The sequence below is a fragment of the Pseudoalteromonas sp. 2CM37A genome (assembly GCF_023161885.1).
Classification (GTDB): Bacteria; Pseudomonadota; Gammaproteobacteria; order Enterobacterales; family Alteromonadaceae; genus Pseudoalteromonas; species Pseudoalteromonas atlantica.
In genome coordinates this window covers 253,951-274,574 of record NZ_JALNTJ010000002.1, presented here as the reverse complement: position 1 = coordinate 274,574, position 20,624 = coordinate 253,951, and the positions used below count along the sequence as shown (strand labels likewise).

Genomic DNA, 20,624 nt, shown 5'->3' with positions numbered 1-20,624 from the left:
GGTTTATAATCCAGAGTACAGGTTATTAATAAGCAAACTATAGATAGTTAAATGATTAACCCCACTTTATATAGTTAGCGTTACTCGCCTTTGCATGCCCCTGTATAATTTACATATACGATACCCTTTTTAATTTAGTTCTTAGACTTGCCGAAGTTAATTTTACTGATACAATCTAGATGTATAATGTATACAATATTACTTATTAGAGGAAGTATAATGGAAACAAACTGTAAAGATTGGCGATACACAGTTATGCCAGCCGTATTTACATGGCTCAAAGAAACAGAGTCTGGAACCGTTGCAATTGACCTTGATGCAACGAAAAAATACGTTGCAGATATTTTAAAGGTGCAAGGCAAAGGTGGAACTCGTATGGGAGGCCTTGTTGGCTCTGGTACTCTTGGTGAGAACAGCTACCTAAGTTCCGAACAGCGTCTTTCTTTACTAAAAGCTCTCTCAAGTGTTGCTAAAGAATACAATGTTCCATTGATTAGTGGCGCAGCCGCAGAAACCAAAGAAGAACTGGCCAAAATTGTTACAGAGCTAGCAACTGTTGGCGTAGACACCGTAATGGTGATGCCACCAAAAACCAAATACACGCCTTCTGATGAGGAAATGTATGCGTATTATGCCCTTTCTGCCACAGCTGCAAAAGAGGCCGGTATTACAATAATGCCTTATAACAACCCGGACGCCGCTGGCTATCATCCACTTTCAACTGACCTTCTAACAAAGCTTGCCGCTTTACCTGAAATTACGGCGCTTAAAATATCCACCATAGATGTATCTGTTATTGAAACGATGGTGCTAGAAAATAAGGACATAAAAGTACTCGCAGGTGTAGATACGGTAACTATACATGCAGGACTCGCTGGCGCATGCGGTGGGATTACAGGCGTTGGCTGTATATTTCCAAAAGCGAGTGTCACTATGCAGGAATACGTGAATAAAGGTGAGTGGGCCGAGGCAAACAAAATTTCTCAAGCTATGAATTCTATATCTTACCTTGATGCACAACCGTTACTTTTAGAATACCTTAAATTTGCATTTGGCATTCATCATAATGATGTAACTGGCGGACTTCGTACTTTTGGTAAAAAGTTAAATCAACAGCAAATTGATGATGTACACACAAGGTATGCCTTAGCAAAAGAACGACTCGAGGCTCTGGATTTAATAGACTAAATTTTCAAAAATTGGCAAACAAAAGCTCCGTTTTTACGGAGCGTTTTTGTAGCTATAGATAAGCTGCTCTTGCGGTGATTGCACTGACCCTATTAAATAATCATACTTGAGCATAAAAGAAAATCAGATGTATCGTTTATTCAAATATAGCGTAAAGCTAAGCTTGACACTTCTGAGTTTTTTACCCTATCTACCTAAATTATTTTTTACATATCCACTTAATAATACAGATAAGTTGGTGAGATCTTGTTCAGTTATCTAACATCGCACTAAACAAACTAATCGAGGTAAGTTAAAAACAACATAAATATAGCATTCTTATTTGCCTACGGCAGCAAGCTGAGCACATTATAAAATATGTGCTAATAAGGGGGCTTATTTAAAACTACCTTTTTTCGTCTTCTATTTTAAGTAATAGCTTTTTAATGTCGTTTTTGGCGCCTAAGATATGCTTTTTCAAAAAGTCACACGCTTTTTTAGTGTCCTTTGCACGACAGTGATTTAGCAATGTACGGTGCTCTTCTGGTGCAGTGGTTAAACCACCTGCTAGTAAAATATGCATGCGCACATAACGCTCTGAATTTTTACTATACATATCAACTAGTTCACGAGTTTGTGGGCGTTGCGCGCGTGAATACAACTTACCATGAAAACGGCTGTTTAAATCGCCCGTTGCTAGGTGGGTATCACCTGCATCCATGGCGCTTTCTAGCTCAGTTAAGATAAGCTCAGCATCAATTAAATCTTGATCTGTTAAACCTTCTATTGAGTGACTTAGCAGCTCAGCCTCTAGTAATGCCCTTAAATCAAAGATTTCATCAATTTGTGATGCTGAAAGCTCTGTTGCCGTGGCTCCTTTATGCGCTTCAAAATTTACAAGCCCTTCAGCTTCTAGCTGAAGCAGTGCTTCACGAACAGGTATTCGGCTTACATTAAGCTCAGCAGCGAGTGCAGCTTGACGCAGTGGATCACCAGCTTTGATTTCACCGGTTAATATTTTTTTACGAATTGCTTCTGCTACTAATTGGGTGCGTGTTTTGTGTTCGATAGCCATAGTGATCCTTAAGTATTGCATTTAGCATACATTATACTCAAGTAACATGAGATGCCAAGTTAGATTCCGTCCTCAGTTAGCGTTTATAAAGGAAAAGCGGGAATATACAATTTGCATATCCCGCCCAATGAACCTTATGCTTGATAGCAAATTGGTCGCATAAAACGTAACATTGCATTTGTGCCTACAGAGGTACTACGTACATCCGTTGAGCTTGGAAATGGCCCACCGTGGTTCATTGAACCACACACTTCAACACCTGTTGGCATCTGATTTTTTATCAAACGGCCCACTTTATATTGCAGTGCTTCGATGAGGCTATCTGCTTTGCTTAAATCCGCTTTCGTGCCATGAACGCTGGCTGTAAGCTGCCCTTGCAGTTTATTTATTAATGTCATGAGTTGCTGTTCACTGTCATAACGCACAACTAATGCAGCAGGGCCAAACATTTCTTCATTCAACGCTGGGGTTGTTAAATAATCGTCGGCATTACAAACGAATACATGTGCATTAGCATGGAACGTTTGCTCAAGCTTACCTTTCCCTAACACGCTTACTTGAGCAAGTTGACTTCGCTCTTCTACTTGGTGTTTAAACGTTTTAACAATGCCTGGCGAGAGCAAAGTGTCAGATGGTGCATCATTAATACTCGCAGTAATATGTGCTTCAAGCTCATCACACCCGGTTGGCACTAACCAAAGCCCAGGGCTGGTGCAAAACTGGCCGTTACCCATAAGCATTGACTGGCAAAGTGACTGCGCCATTTCTTTACTCTGTTCAATGGCTTTATTGGGTAAAATAACTTGAGGGTTAATACTTCCCAGCTCACCATAAAATGGGATGGGCTCTTCACGTTTAGCAATCGTTTCTTGCAGTTTACTCGCCACGTTAAATGAGCCTGTAAAGCCAACCGCTTTAATTGCCGGCGCTGCAACTAATTGATGTGATATGTCATACTCCTTACTTTGCACCATTGCAAACACGCCTAATGGCATCGCACATTCTTTTATGGCTGCAAGCGCCGCACGTGCCATCAACTCGCCGGTTCCTGGGTGCGCTGTGTGATTTTTAACAATGACCGGGCACCCAGCAGCAAGTGCCGCAGCTGTATCGCCACCCAATGTTGAAAAGGCATAAGGGAAATTAGATGCACCAAACACAGCAACCGGCCCCAATGGTAAATAGTTAAGTTCAGTGTGTGGTTTTGGTAACGGTGATCTTGTTGCATCGGCCTCATCCACTATTTTTAAACCCAAAGGTGATTCAGGGTTTTCGCGCAATGCACTAGCAAACGCTTTAAGTTGATTTACGGTGCGCATGCGCTCCCCCTGCAATCGCGCAAGCGGTAAGTTGGTTTCTTGTTGAGTTTGCTCAAGTAGATCATCACCAAGCGCTAATATTTGATCTGCAATACACTTTAAAAAATCAGCACGTTGCGCATAGCTAGTTTTACGATACTCATAAAAAGCCGATTGTGCGGCTTCGATTGCAACGTTTAATTCAGTGGCGCTGAGATTAAAAAAGCATGTAGGTAGTGGTTCATTACCAGCGGGAGAAAATGCATTAAATTCACCATTCGCTGAATCACCAACCCATTGTCCTGCTACTAAACTTTGTCCTGTTAATGTCATGTTTTGCTCCTGATTATATTACTTGAAACCCAAATGCATATGGGTCATCGTCATCGACTGTGATAGCACTTGTGCCTGTTACTCTAGACCAACCTTGAATACTTGGCAGAATGGCTGTTAAGCCTGCGATTTCTGTTACCTGTTCAATGCAGCCGATAAATTGGCTACCGATATAACTTTCGTGGATAAATTCTTGCCCTTGGGCCAACTGCCCTTTCGCAAAAAGCTGTGCCATACGTGCGCTAGTGCCTGTTCCACATGGTGAGCGATCAATGGCTTTGTCACCATAAAAAACAGCATTTGCGGCATGTGAATTGGCATTTTTAGGTGTGCCTGTCCATAACACATGGCTTGCACCTTGAACGGTTGGGTCAAGGGGGTGAACACATTTTATTTTTGCGTTTATGGCATCACGCACCTGCGGGCTGTACTTTAAAATTTGCCCAGCGCTAAAATGCTCAATGCCTTTGTAATTGGCTTGCGGTTCAACAATAATGTAGAAGTTACCTCCGTAGGCAATATCTACTTTAAGCTCGCCCAGTTCAGGTACTTCAATTACAATTGACTGATATGCTAAGTACGCGGGAACATTATAAATTTTTACCCACTGAACTTTACCATCGGTCATTTCATAATTGATTTGTACACGTCCAGCTGGCGTGTCTAATAGCAAGGTCCCGGGCACTTTTGCATGTAATAAACCATGCTCTAAAGCAAACGTAACAATACCCATTGTGCCGTGGCCGCACATGGGCAAGCACCCTGATGTTTCAACAAATAAGATAGCGGCATCGCCGTCTTCTGTGGTGGGCGGATATAAAAATCCGCCCGACATCATATCGTGACCACGAGGCTCAAACATTAGCGCTTGGCGTATCCAATCGTGATTTTGAAAAAAGTCTTGGCGTTTCTCACTCATGCTCTGTCCGCTCAATTGCGGGTGACCACTGGTAATTAGCCTTACGGGATTGCCACAAGTATGGCCGTCAATACAAAAAAAGGTCCCTTTGAGCATAACTTAATCCAACTTTAATTTTGTTACGTCAATACCGCTTGCCATCGCTTTAGTGTAAAGCGTGGTAACAGCTGCATTTTCATCTGATGCGTTTAGCTTAATAATGCTGTGAACAGTTTGATTATTTAGCTCATCGATCATGTTTGCGCTACTTGCAAAATGAATAGCGCCATCTGCATTAAACTGAGCCGAAAACGCTCCAAAGGCCTCTTGCCAATTTACTGTCATTTTAATTACCTGATTGATGTTTATGCTTGATATAGTAAGTATATTGTATACAATAATCAATATCCTATTTCATCATTCCTTTCTTTAGTGGTATTGAAGGGCATCGATAAAACAGCAGTAAAAACATTAAGCATTTGAATTTAAAAAACAATAAAGCTAAATAACAAGTATTGAAAAATCATATTTCGTAACTTAAAAAATAAATGCAATTTTGAGATAGAGACAATACATCCGTCACAACAAACATATTGCATAAAGAGGTAAGCATTTTGTCTGATAATAAAACACAACATATTGGCGTGGTTGGAGCAGGTATAATCGGTATTTGTTGTGCGTTAAAATTACAACGCGCTGGCTTTACAGTTACTTTGTATGATGAAAATGGCTTAGCTCAAGGCTGCTCGAAAGGGAATGCTGGGCACTTTGCAACAGAGCAAGTATTTCCTTTAGCGCACTCATCGTTATTAAAAAAGCTGCCTATGATGCTATTAAACCCACTCGGCCCTCTAAGAATAGATTGGCGCTATGTGATCAAAGCACTACCTTGGTTTTGGCGGTTTGTTAATAACATGGCTAGCTCAACCTATAAAGCAAATACCCACGCTTTACAGGCGCTCAACCACCGTGCAATTACAGCCTACGAGACCCTGCTAGATGAATTCAAATTAAATCATTTAATAACAAAGAAAGGGAGCTTGCTCACTTTCGAAACAACGCCAGTTACACAAATACAGGCTATGTTTGAAAAATATTTAGCACACGGTATCGCTGTAGAGCTGCTCAATGCTGAACAACTACAACGACTGGAACCTAATTTAGCAAAAACCATAACGCATGCATTATTTTTTAAAGAGGTAGCGCACAGCGTTGATCCTCATTTATTTTGCTTAAGTTTAGCTGAGCAATTTAGAGCTTTAGGTGGGCAGTTTTGCCAACAAAAAGTGATTGAGGTTTCACCTGTTTATAGTGGCTATGAAATTAATTGCCCTGACCAAAAATTTCAAGCCGATAAAGTCATCATCGCAGCTGGTGCGTGGAGCAAATTACTGCTCAAGCCCTTAGGTTACAATGTACCTCTTGATACAGAGCGAGGCTATCATTGCATGTTATCGAGTAATTATGGTCTATCTCGTCCTGTCGCCTCTGCAGAGCGCAGTTTTATTATGACACCCATGAGCCAAGGTTTACGAATTGCTGGAACAGTAGAGTTCGCAGGTACAGAACGTAAAATGAATAATAAACGCGCTTTGGCATTATTACCCAGTGCCAAAGCAATGCTCAATCATTCAGCGGTAACACTTCAACCTAGTAGCGTGTGGATGGGCTGCAGACCATCACTGCCCGATTCATTACCGGTCATAGGCGAAGCACCTAACCACACTAATTTATTTTTTGCATTTGGCCACCAGCACCTTGGATTAACTCAAGGTGCTATTACAGGTGAGCTAATAACTAGTTTGTGTTTACAACAAGTACCTAGCGTAGATATAAAACCGTATTGTATCAGCCGCTTTTCATCTCAAGCTGCTTGCAGTTCACACGCCCCACTTGCACAATAGTCACACTTACGAGGAAAGCACTATGATAGCCCAAGGTATTGGTACCCATACCAAAGAACAAGCACTTGCCAGTTTATCTAATATGACTGACGATTTAACCCCGATCCAACCGCAAGAGCACCTAGAACGAATTAAAAAAGCTCAAGTATACATGCAACAAAATGGTATTGACGCCATATATCTAAACGCTGGTACAAATCTTACTTATTTTACGGGAATGCGTTGGTATGCCAGTGAAAGACTGGTGGGAGCAATTTTACCTGCACAGGGCGATGTACAATATATTGCTCCTTTTTTTGAAATTGGTTCACTCAATGGCTTTAAAGTGATTGATGGCCCAATTCATGGTTGGCAAGAACATGAAAGCCCATATCAGCTATTTGTAGATGTAATAACCGAAATGGGCATTGCAAAAGATGGCACTATCGGCATTGATGAAAGTGCACAGTTTTTTATTTTTGATGGCATTAATAAAGCACAAAGCGGCTTAAAACTGGTTAACGCACAACCCGTAACAACACATTGTCGTATGCACAAATCAACCAATGAACTTGCATTAATGCAACGCGCAATGGATATGACCTTAGTGGTACATAAAGCCACAGCCAGTATGCTGTATGAAGGCATTAGCACCACTGAAGTAGAAGCTTTTATCAAACAAGCGCACCAAAAAGTAGGTGCCCCAGGTAACCATTTTTGCATTGTGTTATTTGGTGTTGCTACCTCTTTTCCCCATGGCGTAAAAGACGCGCAAATTCTTAAAAAAGACGATGTGGTATTAATTGATACTGGCTGTAAAGTGCACGATTACTTATCTGATATCACCCGCACTTATGTGTTTGGCGAAGCAAGTGATCGCCAGCGCCAATTTTGGGATTATGAAAAAGCGGCACAAATAGCTGGATTTAATGCAGCAAAAATAGGCCAAACATGTGAAGCCGTAGATGCTGGAGCTCGTAATTATTTAGCTGAGCAAGGCCTTGGCCCTGAATATCAAACGCCAGGGTGCCCACACCGTACCGGCCACGGCATTGGCTTAGACATTCACGAGTGGCCTTATTTAGTCGGCGGCGATAAAACCCCTCTAGCCACCGGTATGTGCTTTAGTAACGAACCCATGCTCGTTGTACCAAATGAGTTTGGTATAAGATTAGAAGATCACTTTTATATGACCGACAACGGGCCAAAGTGGTTTACTGAGCCATCCCATAGTATCGACGACCCATTTAAATCAACCAGTTAATTTATAACATTCTCTGCTGCATGTATACGAAAACCATGCAGCCACTGGCACTACTCACTTCACTTAGCTTGTTTTTGAGTAATTAATAATAAATTTGCAACATTCCATCAGAGATTAGGCGCTTCTTGCTGTTCACCATATAGGGCAGTGTTTTGTACTGCTATTACAGTGAACTGCTTGAGGTAAATAAGTGTCTAAAATCACGTACTTTACCAAAGCGAAGCATTATGCTTCTGGCATAAACCTCCCACTTAGGCAAAACGTGGGATGTACTTTATAAGGTAAGCGTAGGTCAGTTGGTTAACCATTTTCCGCGCTAGAGACTTGGCAAATTAATGCTCATTTGTTTGGCCCTTATTCAGGTCTTACTACGGTACTATTTCTTTTACTGCGACACCTTACGACCAAGCTGCGCCAATAAATACACAACAACAGGACGTTGCAATCACGCCTTATGAAGATAAGAAATACGAGTTTGAGTTACCCCCTACTTCTAAAGCAATGTTAATCACGATCACGGCACTATTAGATGTAGACGGAGAAGAAATTCGCATCATCAAAAAGCAGTCAATATAACCTTTTGAAGACAAAAATAGTGTAAAAACCTTTCAAACAAAATCAATGCTGACCAGTGAGCAAACTGATCGGCATTTTTCAGTTTTAGTTTTATTTCATAGATAGTGTGAATAAACTTTTCCTTTAAAGTACCATTAATAGGGCGAGTAATTAACGACATCCACTACTGTTATAGTCAACGACTAAACTAACACCATGACTTGAGCCTGATACCTTTAAGTAACCCCAATATTGGCTTGAATTAGCAATATAAATACACTCGTCGTTACCACTATTATTTGACTCAGCCAATTCGTTATTGCCATTAGGCCACGAGCTCTCGGCATAGCTAAGGCTTATATCGCCACTACCATTGGCCGTGGTGATTGCAATCCCACTTTGACTTTGCAAATCAGCAAGACTAAACCACATCGGACCGCTGTTACCTAAACAAACCGCTTCGCCATCATTTAAACGACCGTTGCTACGACTGCCTTGTGTGGCACATACATCGGGCACATTGGAAGTGGCTGGCGTATAAGACGCTGTTAATTGCACATTTTCAAATGCATTATATCCACGTAACATAACCTGATAAGTACCAACTTGTGCTGGGTCAATGGCGCACTGCTCTTCGTTACCACCAATATAAGGACGACAGTCGTAAACGGTCTCTGTTGGTGCCGCTTCATAGCTTACATACAGGTCAGCATCTCCTTCTCCTCCAGTAATTGTAAATACTAGTTCACTGGCCCCTTGCGGAACGGCAAAAGTAAAGTATTGCTGCTCATTTTGCGCGCCGTTAGTCTGAACTGTTTGATTATTTTGCAATATGTTATCACCGGCACTACTATCTTTTTCGATGGTCGCTGTCGTGATAGCTGATTGACTTGCTCCTTGATTGTCAGTAACTGTCAAACTTACGTTGTACTCCCCTTCACTGATATACCTGTGAAGTGGATTAGCCTGATTCGAGCTACTGCCATCACCAAAGTTCCATTGATAACTTACAATTGAGCCATCGCTATCAATACTGCCATTGCTGGTAAAACTGACGTCATTATTTTGCACGTCATAATATGGGCCGTTGATTTGAACGGTCGGCGGAATATTTGTAGGCGCGCCAGCAACTAAATCATCGCACCATTGTACAAATTCACTTTCGTAACTACTTTCCCACTGTTCTGTTTTTGCTTTGTAGGCAATCCAATCACCCACTCTGGTATGGGCAAGCATAGTATTAATTTCATCATAATGGCGTTCAAACATAAACCTCACAGCTAGGTAACCCCAACGATAGATTCGGTCTTGATCAAAACCATCATAAGTAGTGGAAAAGATTTGTGCTAAGGTAAAACGTGAGCCATCACTAATGGTTTCTTTTGCGGCGTCATTATCATTTAAATTAGCAACGTATTCAGCAACCCCTTCCGACCACCAAACAACATCTTCTGTAGGAGAGTTAAAATCGCCATACAGATCAAATCGCCCATCGAGATAGTGCACATATTCGTGCTCTAAATTCCAAACGAAATGCTCTGCATTTGCATAATTTGCTTCATAAGCAATAAAGTTTGCTTGGTTGCCAACAACGGATGGATCACCTTCTAAATACATGCCACCATTATTGGTATTAATACCAAAAATGACCCCCGCATATTTACCGTAATCGTCGCTACTATCGAAAATATTCACTTGTAAAAAGCTATTATTATCATCAGCTACGGGGGTGTTATTAGTGGCAAGTTTAGTATGGAATAGCCCTTCCTCAGCACCCATTGCATCACACGCGGCGGCATGTTGCGCAGCAGTCATATTTTGCGAACGAATTTTAATCGTGCTGCTGCAACTATAGCTTTGTGACAGTGCTTGACCTATCAGGTTATCTACAAACCCACAAATACCATAATCATTACAATCTGCGTAATAACTAACCGAGTCAGCTGCCGCAAGCCAAACCGCATCACCATAGCCAAAGCTAGTATACGTTGAAAAAATAGCATTTAGACCAGTATCTACAGCACTTTGAATCGGTGTATCTGAGTATTGCTTTAACCGAGCAAGTTCACTTGCTGCATTAACAATAAGGTACTGTGCGTCTGATCCAATCATCCATTGTTTTTGAGTAAACGCACTGAGCCTTGTTACTAAATCAGTGTCTTTGCCCACTGCCGTAACAAATTCATCATTCCATTGACCACGATATAACAAGGTAAAGATACCATTCACTGCACTTCGTACATTCCACTTGGCGCCGTAGCTTTCATTAAAACGGCTCAACCATTGTTTTACCACTTCAAGGTAACGATGCTGTTGCTCTGAGCTGTCCATCGTGATGATTACTTCGTTTAACGTTTTAGCATGACCGTCGTTATCGTCGTAAAAATGACTATTGGCAACAAATGCATCAACCGCCCCCACAACTGCGGTGGTGACCCACGTTGCAAAACTAACATTGTCATTATAAAACTCAGCGTAAAAACCAGTTCGTAGGTATAAAAATAGCGCTTCCAACTCTACATTTCCGCCGCCAGCATAAGTCTGTGAAAGTGCCTTAGCATGATTTGCAACAGCAAACATTTTATCAGACGTAAACACCTGACTTTGTGTTAATACAGAGGCACTAAACAACTCATTAATACATTGTGTACCTTGGTTTTGAATTTCTGTAATAATACTTGATGTGCTCGCGTTTGCTAATGCATTCAAATCACACGTAACGGCGACTGCTTGCATCGTCATCACACGCGCATTAAAAAGTTTTTGCTGGCTTTGCATTTTTGCAATCGGTGCTTTTTCATTATGATTTTGTTCAACGCCATGATGATGTAAACGCTCTACAACGGCTGTCTGAGGTTTAAATGTTCGCTCCTCCACCTTGTCAGCCAATGCCATTGAACTCATACCTAATATTGGTAACGCCAAAATCAGTGTATTAATTTTCATATTATACCTTCGATGATTAGTATGTTCTTAATCCAGAACTGGTTATTGAGATACAATTTTTAACACTTTATTATCATTGTATACAATATATTTTATATAACATTAACGAATATTAATATATTAGTTTTGATAAAACGCTCTCAACCAATTCTTTTGTATTGATTTTTACTTAGTTCAAACTCTATTTAATTTAGTGAAGCTGAATATCACTCCCTCAAAGGTTACCCCATAGGGGTGGGTCAGTTTGGCACACTAAACTCTCGCAATATTTAAAAGAGCGTCTTACAACGACTCTTTTAAATAATTAGCACTTTGATTTAAAGCCAGATATGGTAATTTACTCTTTCAACCAGCATCCTCCCTTGAGTAAGTTATATGAATACAAAAAACCGTTGGACATTAAAAAGTATTGCCAAAGAGTTAGGTGTGTCTAATGCTACGGTTTCAAATGCGTTTAATCGCCCTGATCAACTCTCGGCTAAACGACGCGAAGCCATACTTAAAGCTTGCAAAGAGCTCGGTTATTATGGCCCTAATAAAGCGGCGCAATCGCTTCGCAGTGGTACATTTAACATTGTGGCGTTAGTGCTGCCAGATAGTGTGGAATATATGGTGTCGGACCCTGTGGCCAGTAGCTTTATGCGGGGTGTAACCTCGGTGCTTGAAAAAAACGGCATTAATGTTTTATTGTTTTCTGGTAATAGCGATAACCTTAACAGTGTGGTCGACTTTGTAGATGGCTTTATTTGTTATGGCCGCCCTCGAAATCACGCATTAGTAGAGCAGTTAAAAACGGTCTCTAAACATGTGGTAACTATTGATTTTGATATAGCCCGCAATGCCTCAGTAAATATTAATAACGAGCAAGCAAGTTACGAAATAGCCAAGCATGTTTTAAAAAATCAAAGCGATAAAGTCGCTATTTTAGGCTTAAGATTACTTGATGAAAACGTATTGTGCCGCGTATATGAGCATCACGAATTTGAAACAGGGCAATCTATTTCGCACCAACGTTTACGGGGTTATCAACGTGCTTTAAGTGAGGCAAATATAACCGTAGCTGATGACCGCATTTGGAATATACCTGAGAGCAGCGAGCGTTTTGCTAACATTGCCGCTAAAGAGGTGTTGAGTGCCTCCCCTCGCCCTAACGTTATAATTTGTATGAGTGATTTAATTGCCCTTGCCACCATGCGAGAAGCGATAAAACAAGGCATAAAAATAGGTGAAGAACTGCGTATTGTCGGCTTTGATGGAATAGACGAAGCCGCTCGTTTTGTGCCGCGCCTAACCACTATTCATCAAAACAGCCAAGAAAAAGGCGTAATGGCCGCCGAACTATTTATATCTAAAGAAGAAAAAATATGTGATATAAGTTACGAGCTAGATATTGGCGCAAGTGGTTAATAGGTTATGTTAAAAAGGACTGGGTAAACAAAAGCCAAGCTCAAGAGCTTGGCTTTTATGTTTTAATAGCCTGTTAGGCTAACAATGCATTTAAACTTATCGTTGTTTCTTCATCACCATTTACTTGGGTAATAAGTGCATCTCGCGTTTTAAAATTAACACTTAATGCAATAGACTTATCTTCAAGTTGCCACGTTAAACAACATATTCCCTGTGTACCGTGAGCACTAAACTCTCCTGCAAAAGCGGGGTGTTCATTACGTAATTTAATGAGCTCTATTAAACCTTTTACTACAGGTTTATTGAGTGCGTGCTCAATTGTTTCACTATTTAAATACGGACGGTTAATATCACGGCCCACATTGGTACGCGCAAGTAAATCCATATCGTTTTCGCAGGCAAATAAACCACCGTAGTACACTTGCGGCACACCGGGGGCAAAAAACTGTATGGCACGCGAAATCAAATAATCTAAATCGTTAGCGCCTAATGCATTGTAATACGTGCAATTTACTTGGTATAAATCAACGTTACTGGCAGCAGCACCTGTAGCTTGGCGGCTTTGGTTGTTACTGTTGGCATGCATGGTTTCTACAAGGGTGTCTATTTGCTGTGCATTTAATAGCCCTGGCTTGTCGCCCATTGGGCCAGCATCAATAATGCCTATGCCGTCGTGTGTATCAAGTACCGTTAAACAGTTGCGTGGTGAAATTTGTAACCATTTAAGTAATGCATCTACATCGTTATTAAATAAGCTATGTAAAATAAGCGGCGGTAATGCAAAGTCATAAACCATGTTTACACGCTTTGCTACTTCTACTTGTGTTTGGTAGTGGCTATGAATTTCAGCAATGGTTTCCATGCCAAGCTCGTTTGCTTGCTTTGATAAGTTATCTAGGTAGCCAAAGGTTTCGTCTAGCATAAAACAGTTAGTACCGGCTTGTTTAATTGCGTAACCCGCTGCATCTAAACGAATAATATTTACGTTATTTTCAGAAAACTTAGTTAATACGTTATTTAAATACGCAATACCTGCTTCAACTTTTACGTTTATATCAATTTGGTTATCGGTAAACGTGGTCCAAAAGTCATACGTTTGACCATCGCCACACTGCATTGGCGTAAAACAGCTACCGGGGCGCGGGCGATAAATTGCTTGTTGCTCAGCTTCGCTCATACCATTTGGAAAAACGTCTTCTTTTGTTAAAAACAAATCCCAAAATTCTGATTGCTTGCCTTTAGCTAGCACATCTTGAAACTGATAAGACTGCGCCGATACATGGTTAACGATTAAATCAGCCATTAGATCATGGTTTTCACCCAGTGCTTGAATATCAGCCCATGTACCAATGCGAGAATCTACTTCGCTGTGATCAATCGGGTCAAAGCCCGCATCGCTTCCATCAATAGGATTATAAAAAGGTAAAAGGTGCACACCACCAAATACGCCCTTCAGAGGACCTTTTAACAATGTTGTAAGTGCGTTTATATCTTGACCTGTGATTCGATCAGCATATGTGATCAATTGAACTTTATTCTTCATCATGTGTGATTACCAAGTTGAAACTTAATCGATTAAGATATATCTTTAACTAGCACGTACAATTTTACAAGTAATTTTTAAATATTTTACATACAAAAGTTGTGGCAAAGGTAATACTAACTAGAGTAAGTGATTGAGTTATTACTATAACTTGAGCCACAACGAGGAAAAATCACATGACAAATTTACACACACACTCGCAAAGCGACCCAATGCAGCGCATACGAATACTCACTTACATGATGTTTTTTATGTTTGCGATGACCTCAGATGCAGTAGGTATGATCATCCCTGAACTAATCACAGAGTTTGGTTTAAGTATGACCCAAGCCAGTGCTTTTCATTATGCACCTATGGCACTCATTGCCTTTAGTGGCTTGTTTTTAGGCTTCTTAGCCGACAGCCTAGGTCGTAAACAAACCATAATGCTGGGCTTACTTATTTTCTCGCTCAGCTGTTTTTTGTTTGCCTTTAGCAATAGCTTTTCGGTGTTTTTAATTTTGCTGTGCTGTATAGGGCTTGCCATTGGTTTATTTAAAACCGGCGCACTAGCGCTACTTGGCGATATATCTGCAAGTAACGCAGAGCACACTAAAACCATGAATAAAGTAGAAGGCTTTTTTGGTATTGGTGCCATCGTTGGCCCTGCGCTGGTAGGCGTACTGCTTACTCAAAACGTGAGCTGGACTTACCTGTACATTATTGCCGGCGTTATGTGTTTAATTTTAGCGTTAATGGCATGGCGCGCCGACTACCCAAGTGTTGTTAAAAGCACAGAAAAGCCCGCTTCACTTGCCACCACCATGAAAATGATTAAAAACCCGTACGCACTTGGTTTTTCGTTGGCTATTGCATTATATGTGGCTACCGAGGTTGCTATTTACGTGTGGATGCCAACACTTTTAAAAGATTACACAGGCTCGTGGCCTTTACTTGCAACCTACGCACTTACTATATTTTTTGTATTACGTGCTGCTGGGCGCTTTATTGCTGTATGGCTTTTAAATCACTTTAGCTGGCAAGGGGTTATGGCTTATTTAAGTTTAGGCATCGCGCTGTGTTATGTAGGCACTTTGGTAGGCGGTGTTGATTGGGCGGTAGGCTTGCTTCCGCTTTCGGGTTTATTTATGTCGATGGTTTACCCTACTTTAAACTCAAAAGGTATATCGTGCTTTCCTGTTGCACAACATGGTGCAGTAGCGGGTGTTATTTTATTTTTTACCGCGCTTTCGGCCGCACTTGCGCCTTTATTTATGGGCATGATAAGTGATTACTTTGGCCACGTACGCTACGGTTTTTACTTAGCTACCGGCTTTGCTGTGATCTTATTTTTAGCCATGCTTTATAACTTTTACCGCGACCCTGCGGCAAAAGCATTAACTAAAAATGCATAAATGGCTGCTCAAGCCAGAATAAAAATACCTTTAAAATCAATATAAAAACAAAAAAAGTGCAAATTACACACAAAAATAATTTGCATATTGTAAAAACTTTGTTATTTTTACTTAATCGATTAAGTAAAAATAACAAACTCACACAACACAATGAGGCGTTAACATGACAACACACCACACACCTTTATATTTAATCAGTGCCTTAGCACTTGCAGTAAGTCAAGGCGTTCATGCACAAGACGAGCAAGAAACCAAAGTGCAAGCTAAGCAAGGGCTTGAAACAATTGTTGTTACCGGTGTACCTCGCCGCACAACTATTATGGCATCGAGCTCATCAGTAAGCAGTTTATCGCTTGAGCAAGTTGAGGTATCAACGCCACGCTCAACGGCTGAAGCATTTAGAATTATTCCGGGTGTTCGCGCTGAATCAACAGGCGGTGAAGGTAATGCAAATATTGCAGTGCGTGGCTTACCTGTAGCATCGGGTGGCGCTAAGTTTTTACAACTGCAAGAAGATGGTCTGCCTGTAATGCAGTTTGGTGATGTTGCCTTTGGTAACGCCGATATTTTTATGCGCCTTGATAACACAGTGCAAACAATCGAATCAATTCGCGGTGGCTCAGCCTCTACATCAGCCAGTAATGCACCTGGCGGCATAATTAACTTTATTTCTAAAAACGGTGATAACGAATCGGGTAGCGTATCTACTACTGTTGGCCTAGATTACGACAGTGTACGCACCGATTTTGAATACGGCACCTATTTAACCGACAGCGTGCGTTTTCATGTAGGTGGTTTTGTACGCCAAGGCGAAGGCCCGCGCGAAACAGGCTACACATCAAATAAAGGTGGCCAAATTAAAGCTAACCTTACTAAAGATTTTGAAAACGGCTACGTTCGCCTTTATTACAAACACTTAGACGATAAGAGTGTTGGCTACCTTCCTATGCCAATGTACTCAAATGGTGATTCTATTGCCGGGTTTGATGCACAATCAGATACACCGCATTCAGCATTATTTACCAAAACAGTGCGCCTAAACGGTGAAAACCAAATTAGCAGTGGCGATTTACGCGACGGCATGAACCCTAAAGTGGATGCGGTAGGTTTTGAAGCTGTATTTGATTTAGATAACGATTGGCGTATCGAAAACCGTTTTCGTAAATCGTCAATTAGCGGCAACTTTAACTCGCTTATTCCTGCTGAGGTTGGCAACGCATCGTCTATTGCACAAAGTATTGGCGGTGTAGGCGCAACACTGAGTAACGCAAACACAGGCGAAGCATTTAATGATGAACTTGCCATGCGTATTCACACTTTTGATGTAACGCTTAATGACTTTGGCTCTATTGTTAACGATTTTAAACTAACTAAATCGTTTAGCGATGACACTAGCCTAACCTTTGGTTACTTTGCCTCTACACAAAACATTGCTATGTCGTGGTTATGGAACTCGTACTTAATGGAGCTTAAAGGCGACAATGCGGCACTTTTAAATGTAACCGCAGCCGATGGCACTGAGTATTCAGAAAATGGTTTATATGCATACGGCACGCCTTATTGGGGTAACTGTTGTCAACGTGATTACGACACCGAGTACGACACTCGCGCACCGTATGTTGCGTTTTCAACAAAACTTGGTGATGTAAGCATTGATGCAAGTGCCCGCTACGACAGCGGTGAAGCACGCGGTAACTTCGCAGGTGCCGTGACTTCAACAGTAGATATGAACCGCGACGGTACTATTTCTATTCCTGAGCAAAACGTAGCAGGTATTGATATAGCTAATGCAAGCCCAGTAAATTACGACTGGAGCTATTCGTCTTATTCTGTAGGTGCTAACTATCAAATTGACCCAAGCCTAGCTACGTTTGCACGTATTAGTAAAGGCGGGCGCGCAAATGCAGACCGTTTATTATTTGGTAAAGTACGCAGTGACGGAAGCGTAGCTGATGAAGATGCAGTAGATGAAGTAAACCAATTTGAGATTGGTGTGAAAAAACGTTTTGATTCGTTCTCGGTATTTGCAACAGCCTTTTACGCAGAAACAGAAGAGCAAAACTTTGAAGCAACATCGCAAACCTTTTTCGACCGTGAATACGAAGCAAAAGGGATTGAGGTTGAATCAACTTACTTTATGGATGCGTGGGACTTTAGAGGTAACTTTACTTGGACCGATGCAGAAATTGCAAAAGATGCGCTAACCCCTGAAGTTGTAGGTAACACACCACGTCGCCAAGCGGATTTAATTTACTCACTAATGGCGCGTTACAGCTACGATAACGGCGCGGCAGGTGTAAGCTTTATTGGTACAACCGATGCTTATGCACAAGATAACAACGACCTTAAGTTTGACGGCTACACGCAAGTAAATGCGTTTGTAAGCTACGACTTATCAGAAAACTTAAACCTTGCGCTTAATGTAAACAACCTATTCGATACAGTAGGTATTACAGAAGCCGAAGAAGGCTCAGTACCAGAAAACGACATTATTCGTGCCCGTACTATTAACGGCCGCACTACGTCGGTTACTTTAAAATACGCTTTTAACTAAATGTGTGTATTGCGCTGCAGTGAGTCATCTCTGTAGCGCCTTTTAAAGTATGAATAAATAACACCCTTCATGTTTTAGCCCAGCTTTGCTGGGTTTTTTAGGATATTCCAAATGACCAAACTCCTGTGCTTAGGCGAGCTTTTAATTGATATGCTGCCACAAGATGCTCATAACTCAGCGTACTTACCCATCCCTGGTGGTGCACCTGCTAATGTTGCTGTTGGCTATGCAAAACTTGGCGGTGAGGCTGCATTTTGTGGTGGTAAAGGTGACGATCATTTTGCCAATCAATTAAGTAATGCACTGGCGCAATACAATGTAAATACAGACTATTTATTTACCATTGCTGGCTCACAAACCGCCATGGTAATAGTAAGCCTTGATGAAACAGGCGAGCGCAGTTTTGGCTTTTATCGCCATAACACAGCCGATGTACTTTTAACCCAAGCGCATTTAGCGCAAATAAATTGGCAAAGCATAAGCACCCTGCACTTTTGCTCAAACACCCTAACCGATCCAGCCATAGCTAGCACAACGGTTAAAGCGCTAGAACTTGCTAAAACACATAATAAGCTCGTTAGTTTTGATGTGAATTTACGCTACAGCTTGTGGGAAAACACCCATGATATAGCCAGCAATGTAAAGGCCTGCTTCGCTTATTGCGACATAGTTAAACTTTCGCGTGATGAACTTAATTTTTTAGCAAAGCATAGCGAAACAACGGGCGAAGATTACATTCAAATACTATTAAATACCGGAGTAAAACTGGTGTTTTTAACCGACGGGCCTGAGCCTGCTACGGTTTACCACAGCGCATTTATACTTAACGAATCGGCACCAAAAATAAACGCAGTAGATACAACAAGCGCGGGCGATGCCTTTATAGCGGGGGTTTTATACTATTTAAATAACTTAGGGAGTAATTTATCACTAGCAGATAAGTTAAATGATGAAACCAGCATAAAAAACGCCCTGCACTTTGCGCTTCAATGTGGCTCTAAAGCCTGTTTAGCTAAAGGGGCATTTCCGGCATTACCTGTGCTGGCTGATGTAATATAAACAGTTAAAGCCCCAAATAGCGGGGCTTAACCTAATTTATAATTATTGCTTAATAAAAGTAACGCCTTTAGGTGTTTCACCTTGTGGTAAACGGGTTGAGTGCATTTGCGATAATAGCCATTTGTCACCCACTTTTGATACAACCACGCTTTCTAACCAATAAATGTCACCGCTTTTATCGGCGTTTTTAAAATTGGCTTTATTCCAGTAATTAATAAACGCAACATTTCCTTCTACACGCGAATTTATAACACTAAAATAATTAGTTCTTATGTAATCAGCGGGCTTAACAACATTTACAAAGTCATCAATAGTCCACACTTCACCGTGCTCTAAAAGCAAGAATGAATCGTCAACAGCCGCGCGCATTTTTGCGTGATCAAAGTTAGAAACAGCTAAAAATAAATCGCTCACGGGCGTAAATATGGTGTTGTCTTTTGCATGTATTGATGTAGAAAATATGAGTAATACCAAAAGGGCAAGTACATGTTTCATTGTTATTATAATGTGTAGTTTTATTAATACTAAGGAGTGTATTTTAATTAAGCAGTATTAACAATTAAATTAAAGAAAATTCAAAAACTTATTAACGCTCCTATATAAAAAAGCACTCTATAAGAGTGCTTTAACTTAAACTTTATCAATCAAGCTATTCATCTAGCCAATCGATGGCGGCGGTGGCGTTTTCGTAGTATTGCACCTCGCCTGAAATAAACCAATTGCCTATTTTAGCCATGCGGGCTTGCCACTCTTGATTGCCATAAATAGCAATTTTATTAAATTCTTTTGAGTGTCTTACGCCAAGCTTTAAATCATCCCACGCGGCACGAAGCTCCCAGCCTTCTAGCTCGCTGGCATCAATAAGCACGTTTGCTATAGGGTGTTTAACCGCGCCAAGCGCTGAGTCGATCATAGGGGTAATGACTTTATAGTCGTTGTGGGTTAGCGTTCCTACAGCTTTTAGTTTTAAAAAAAATTCTCGGCCTGCGCGTTCAATACCAATAGATAAACCATGTGTTGTGTGTACCATGCTGCTCTCCTTAATCGGGTGCGCTTATGTTATTTACAGCCTGTGTGAGTGGGTTTAATAACGAAAGCTGGAGTTAATTAAAGCCTATAAAGTGTAATTATTCCCTTTAAAAAATAAAAACCCCAAAAATCCCCATCACTTACTGAGTTAAACTATAAAACTACACCGTATTAAGTTAATTAGTACTGAACTAAATCAAACTATACTGCTAAATAATG

15 protein-coding genes are annotated in these 20,624 nt (G+C 41.0%); 7 read left to right on the top strand and 8 right to left on the bottom strand.

Translation table 11 applies throughout. The features are described from left to right. Positions 1-219 precede the first annotated feature (219 nt). Positions 220-1,188, top strand: coding sequence for a dihydrodipicolinate synthase family protein (locus tag MTF68_RS04930; RefSeq protein ID WP_248461850.1), 969 nt, complete (start codon positions 220-222; stop codon positions 1,186-1,188). Between the two features lie 385 nt (positions 1,189-1,573). Here MTF68_RS04930 and MTF68_RS04925 read toward each other — a convergent pair whose 3' ends face one another. The 4 genes from MTF68_RS04925 to MTF68_RS04910 all read right to left on the bottom strand — a co-directional run bounded on the left by MTF68_RS04925 (position 1,574) and on the right by MTF68_RS04910 (position 5,116). Next, positions 1,574-2,242: a GntR family transcriptional regulator gene (locus MTF68_RS04925; protein ID WP_248461849.1), complete on the bottom strand. Its 669-nt coding sequence runs from the start codon at positions 2,240-2,242 to the stop codon at positions 1,574-1,576. A 134-nt stretch (positions 2,243-2,376) separates the two neighbouring features. Beyond that, the gene (locus MTF68_RS04920) at positions 2,377-3,873 is read right to left on the bottom strand and encodes an aldehyde dehydrogenase (NADP(+)) (RefSeq protein WP_248461848.1); all 1,497 of its coding nucleotides are present in this window, start codon (positions 3,871-3,873) and stop codon (positions 2,377-2,379) included. Positions 3,874-3,886: 13 nt separating this feature from the next. After that, positions 3,887-4,888: a 4-hydroxyproline epimerase gene (locus tag MTF68_RS04915; protein ID WP_248461847.1), complete on the bottom strand. Its 1,002-nt coding sequence runs from the start codon at positions 4,886-4,888 to the stop codon at positions 3,887-3,889. Positions 4,889-4,891: 3 nt separating this feature from the next. Next, complete coding sequence (locus MTF68_RS04910; RefSeq protein WP_248461846.1) at positions 4,892-5,116, bottom strand: hypothetical protein; 225 nt, start codon at positions 5,114-5,116, stop codon at positions 4,892-4,894. 269 nt (positions 5,117-5,385) lie between these two features. Between MTF68_RS04910 and MTF68_RS04905 the strand changes: the two genes are divergently transcribed. After that, positions 5,386-6,675, top strand: a complete 1,290-nt coding sequence (locus tag MTF68_RS04905; protein WP_248461845.1) for an FAD-dependent oxidoreductase — start codon at positions 5,386-5,388, stop codon at positions 6,673-6,675. Between the two features lie 22 nt (positions 6,676-6,697). Next, positions 6,698-7,918: a Xaa-Pro peptidase family protein gene (locus MTF68_RS04900; RefSeq protein ID WP_248461844.1), complete on the top strand. Its 1,221-nt coding sequence runs from the start codon at positions 6,698-6,700 to the stop codon at positions 7,916-7,918. A gap of 726 nt (positions 7,919-8,644) precedes the next feature. Here the strand turns inward: MTF68_RS04900 and MTF68_RS04895 are convergent. Further along, complete coding sequence (locus MTF68_RS04895; protein WP_248461843.1) at positions 8,645-11,419, bottom strand: collagenase; 2,775 nt, start codon at positions 11,417-11,419, stop codon at positions 8,645-8,647. Between the two features lie 375 nt (positions 11,420-11,794). On the opposite strand from MTF68_RS04895, the gene MTF68_RS04890 reads away from it, so the two are divergent. Continuing rightward, positions 11,795-12,826 carry a LacI family DNA-binding transcriptional regulator gene (locus MTF68_RS04890; protein WP_248461842.1) on the top strand — a complete coding sequence of 344 codons (1,032 nt, stop codon included), beginning with the start codon at positions 11,795-11,797 and terminating at the stop codon, positions 12,824-12,826. Positions 12,827-12,899: 73 nt separating this feature from the next. Here the strand turns inward: MTF68_RS04890 and gtfA are convergent, their stop codons facing one another. After that, the gene (gene gtfA / locus MTF68_RS04885; RefSeq protein WP_095206589.1) at positions 12,900-14,372 is read right to left on the bottom strand and encodes a sucrose phosphorylase; all 1,473 of its coding nucleotides are present in this window, start codon (positions 14,370-14,372) and stop codon (positions 12,900-12,902) included. A gap of 173 nt (positions 14,373-14,545) precedes the next feature. Here gtfA and MTF68_RS04880 point away from each other — a divergent pair, with 173 nt between their 5' ends. From MTF68_RS04880 to MTF68_RS04870, 3 genes are all read left to right on the top strand, one after another. Continuing rightward, on the top strand, positions 14,546-15,763 hold the full coding sequence (locus MTF68_RS04880) for an MFS transporter (protein WP_121638347.1): 1,218 nt from the start codon (positions 14,546-14,548) through the stop codon (positions 15,761-15,763). A gap of 163 nt (positions 15,764-15,926) precedes the next feature. After that, positions 15,927-18,317 carry a TonB-dependent receptor gene (locus MTF68_RS04875; RefSeq protein ID WP_248461841.1) on the top strand — a complete coding sequence of 797 codons (2,391 nt, stop codon included), beginning with the start codon at positions 15,927-15,929 and terminating at the stop codon, positions 18,315-18,317. A 111-nt stretch (positions 18,318-18,428) separates the two neighbouring features. Continuing rightward, positions 18,429-19,376, top strand: coding sequence for a carbohydrate kinase (locus MTF68_RS04870; RefSeq protein WP_248461840.1), 948 nt, complete (start codon positions 18,429-18,431; stop codon positions 19,374-19,376). Between the two features lie 42 nt (positions 19,377-19,418). On the opposite strand, the gene MTF68_RS04865 is transcribed toward MTF68_RS04870, so the two are convergent. Beyond that, positions 19,419-19,871, bottom strand: coding sequence for a nuclear transport factor 2 family protein (locus MTF68_RS04865; RefSeq protein ID WP_248461839.1), 453 nt, complete (start codon positions 19,869-19,871; stop codon positions 19,419-19,421). Between the two features lie 154 nt (positions 19,872-20,025). Next, entirely contained in the window at positions 20,026-20,406 is a 381-nt protein-coding gene (locus MTF68_RS04860; protein ID WP_248461838.1) for an STAS/SEC14 domain-containing protein, read from the bottom strand. Positions 20,407-20,624: the final 218 nt, after the last annotated feature.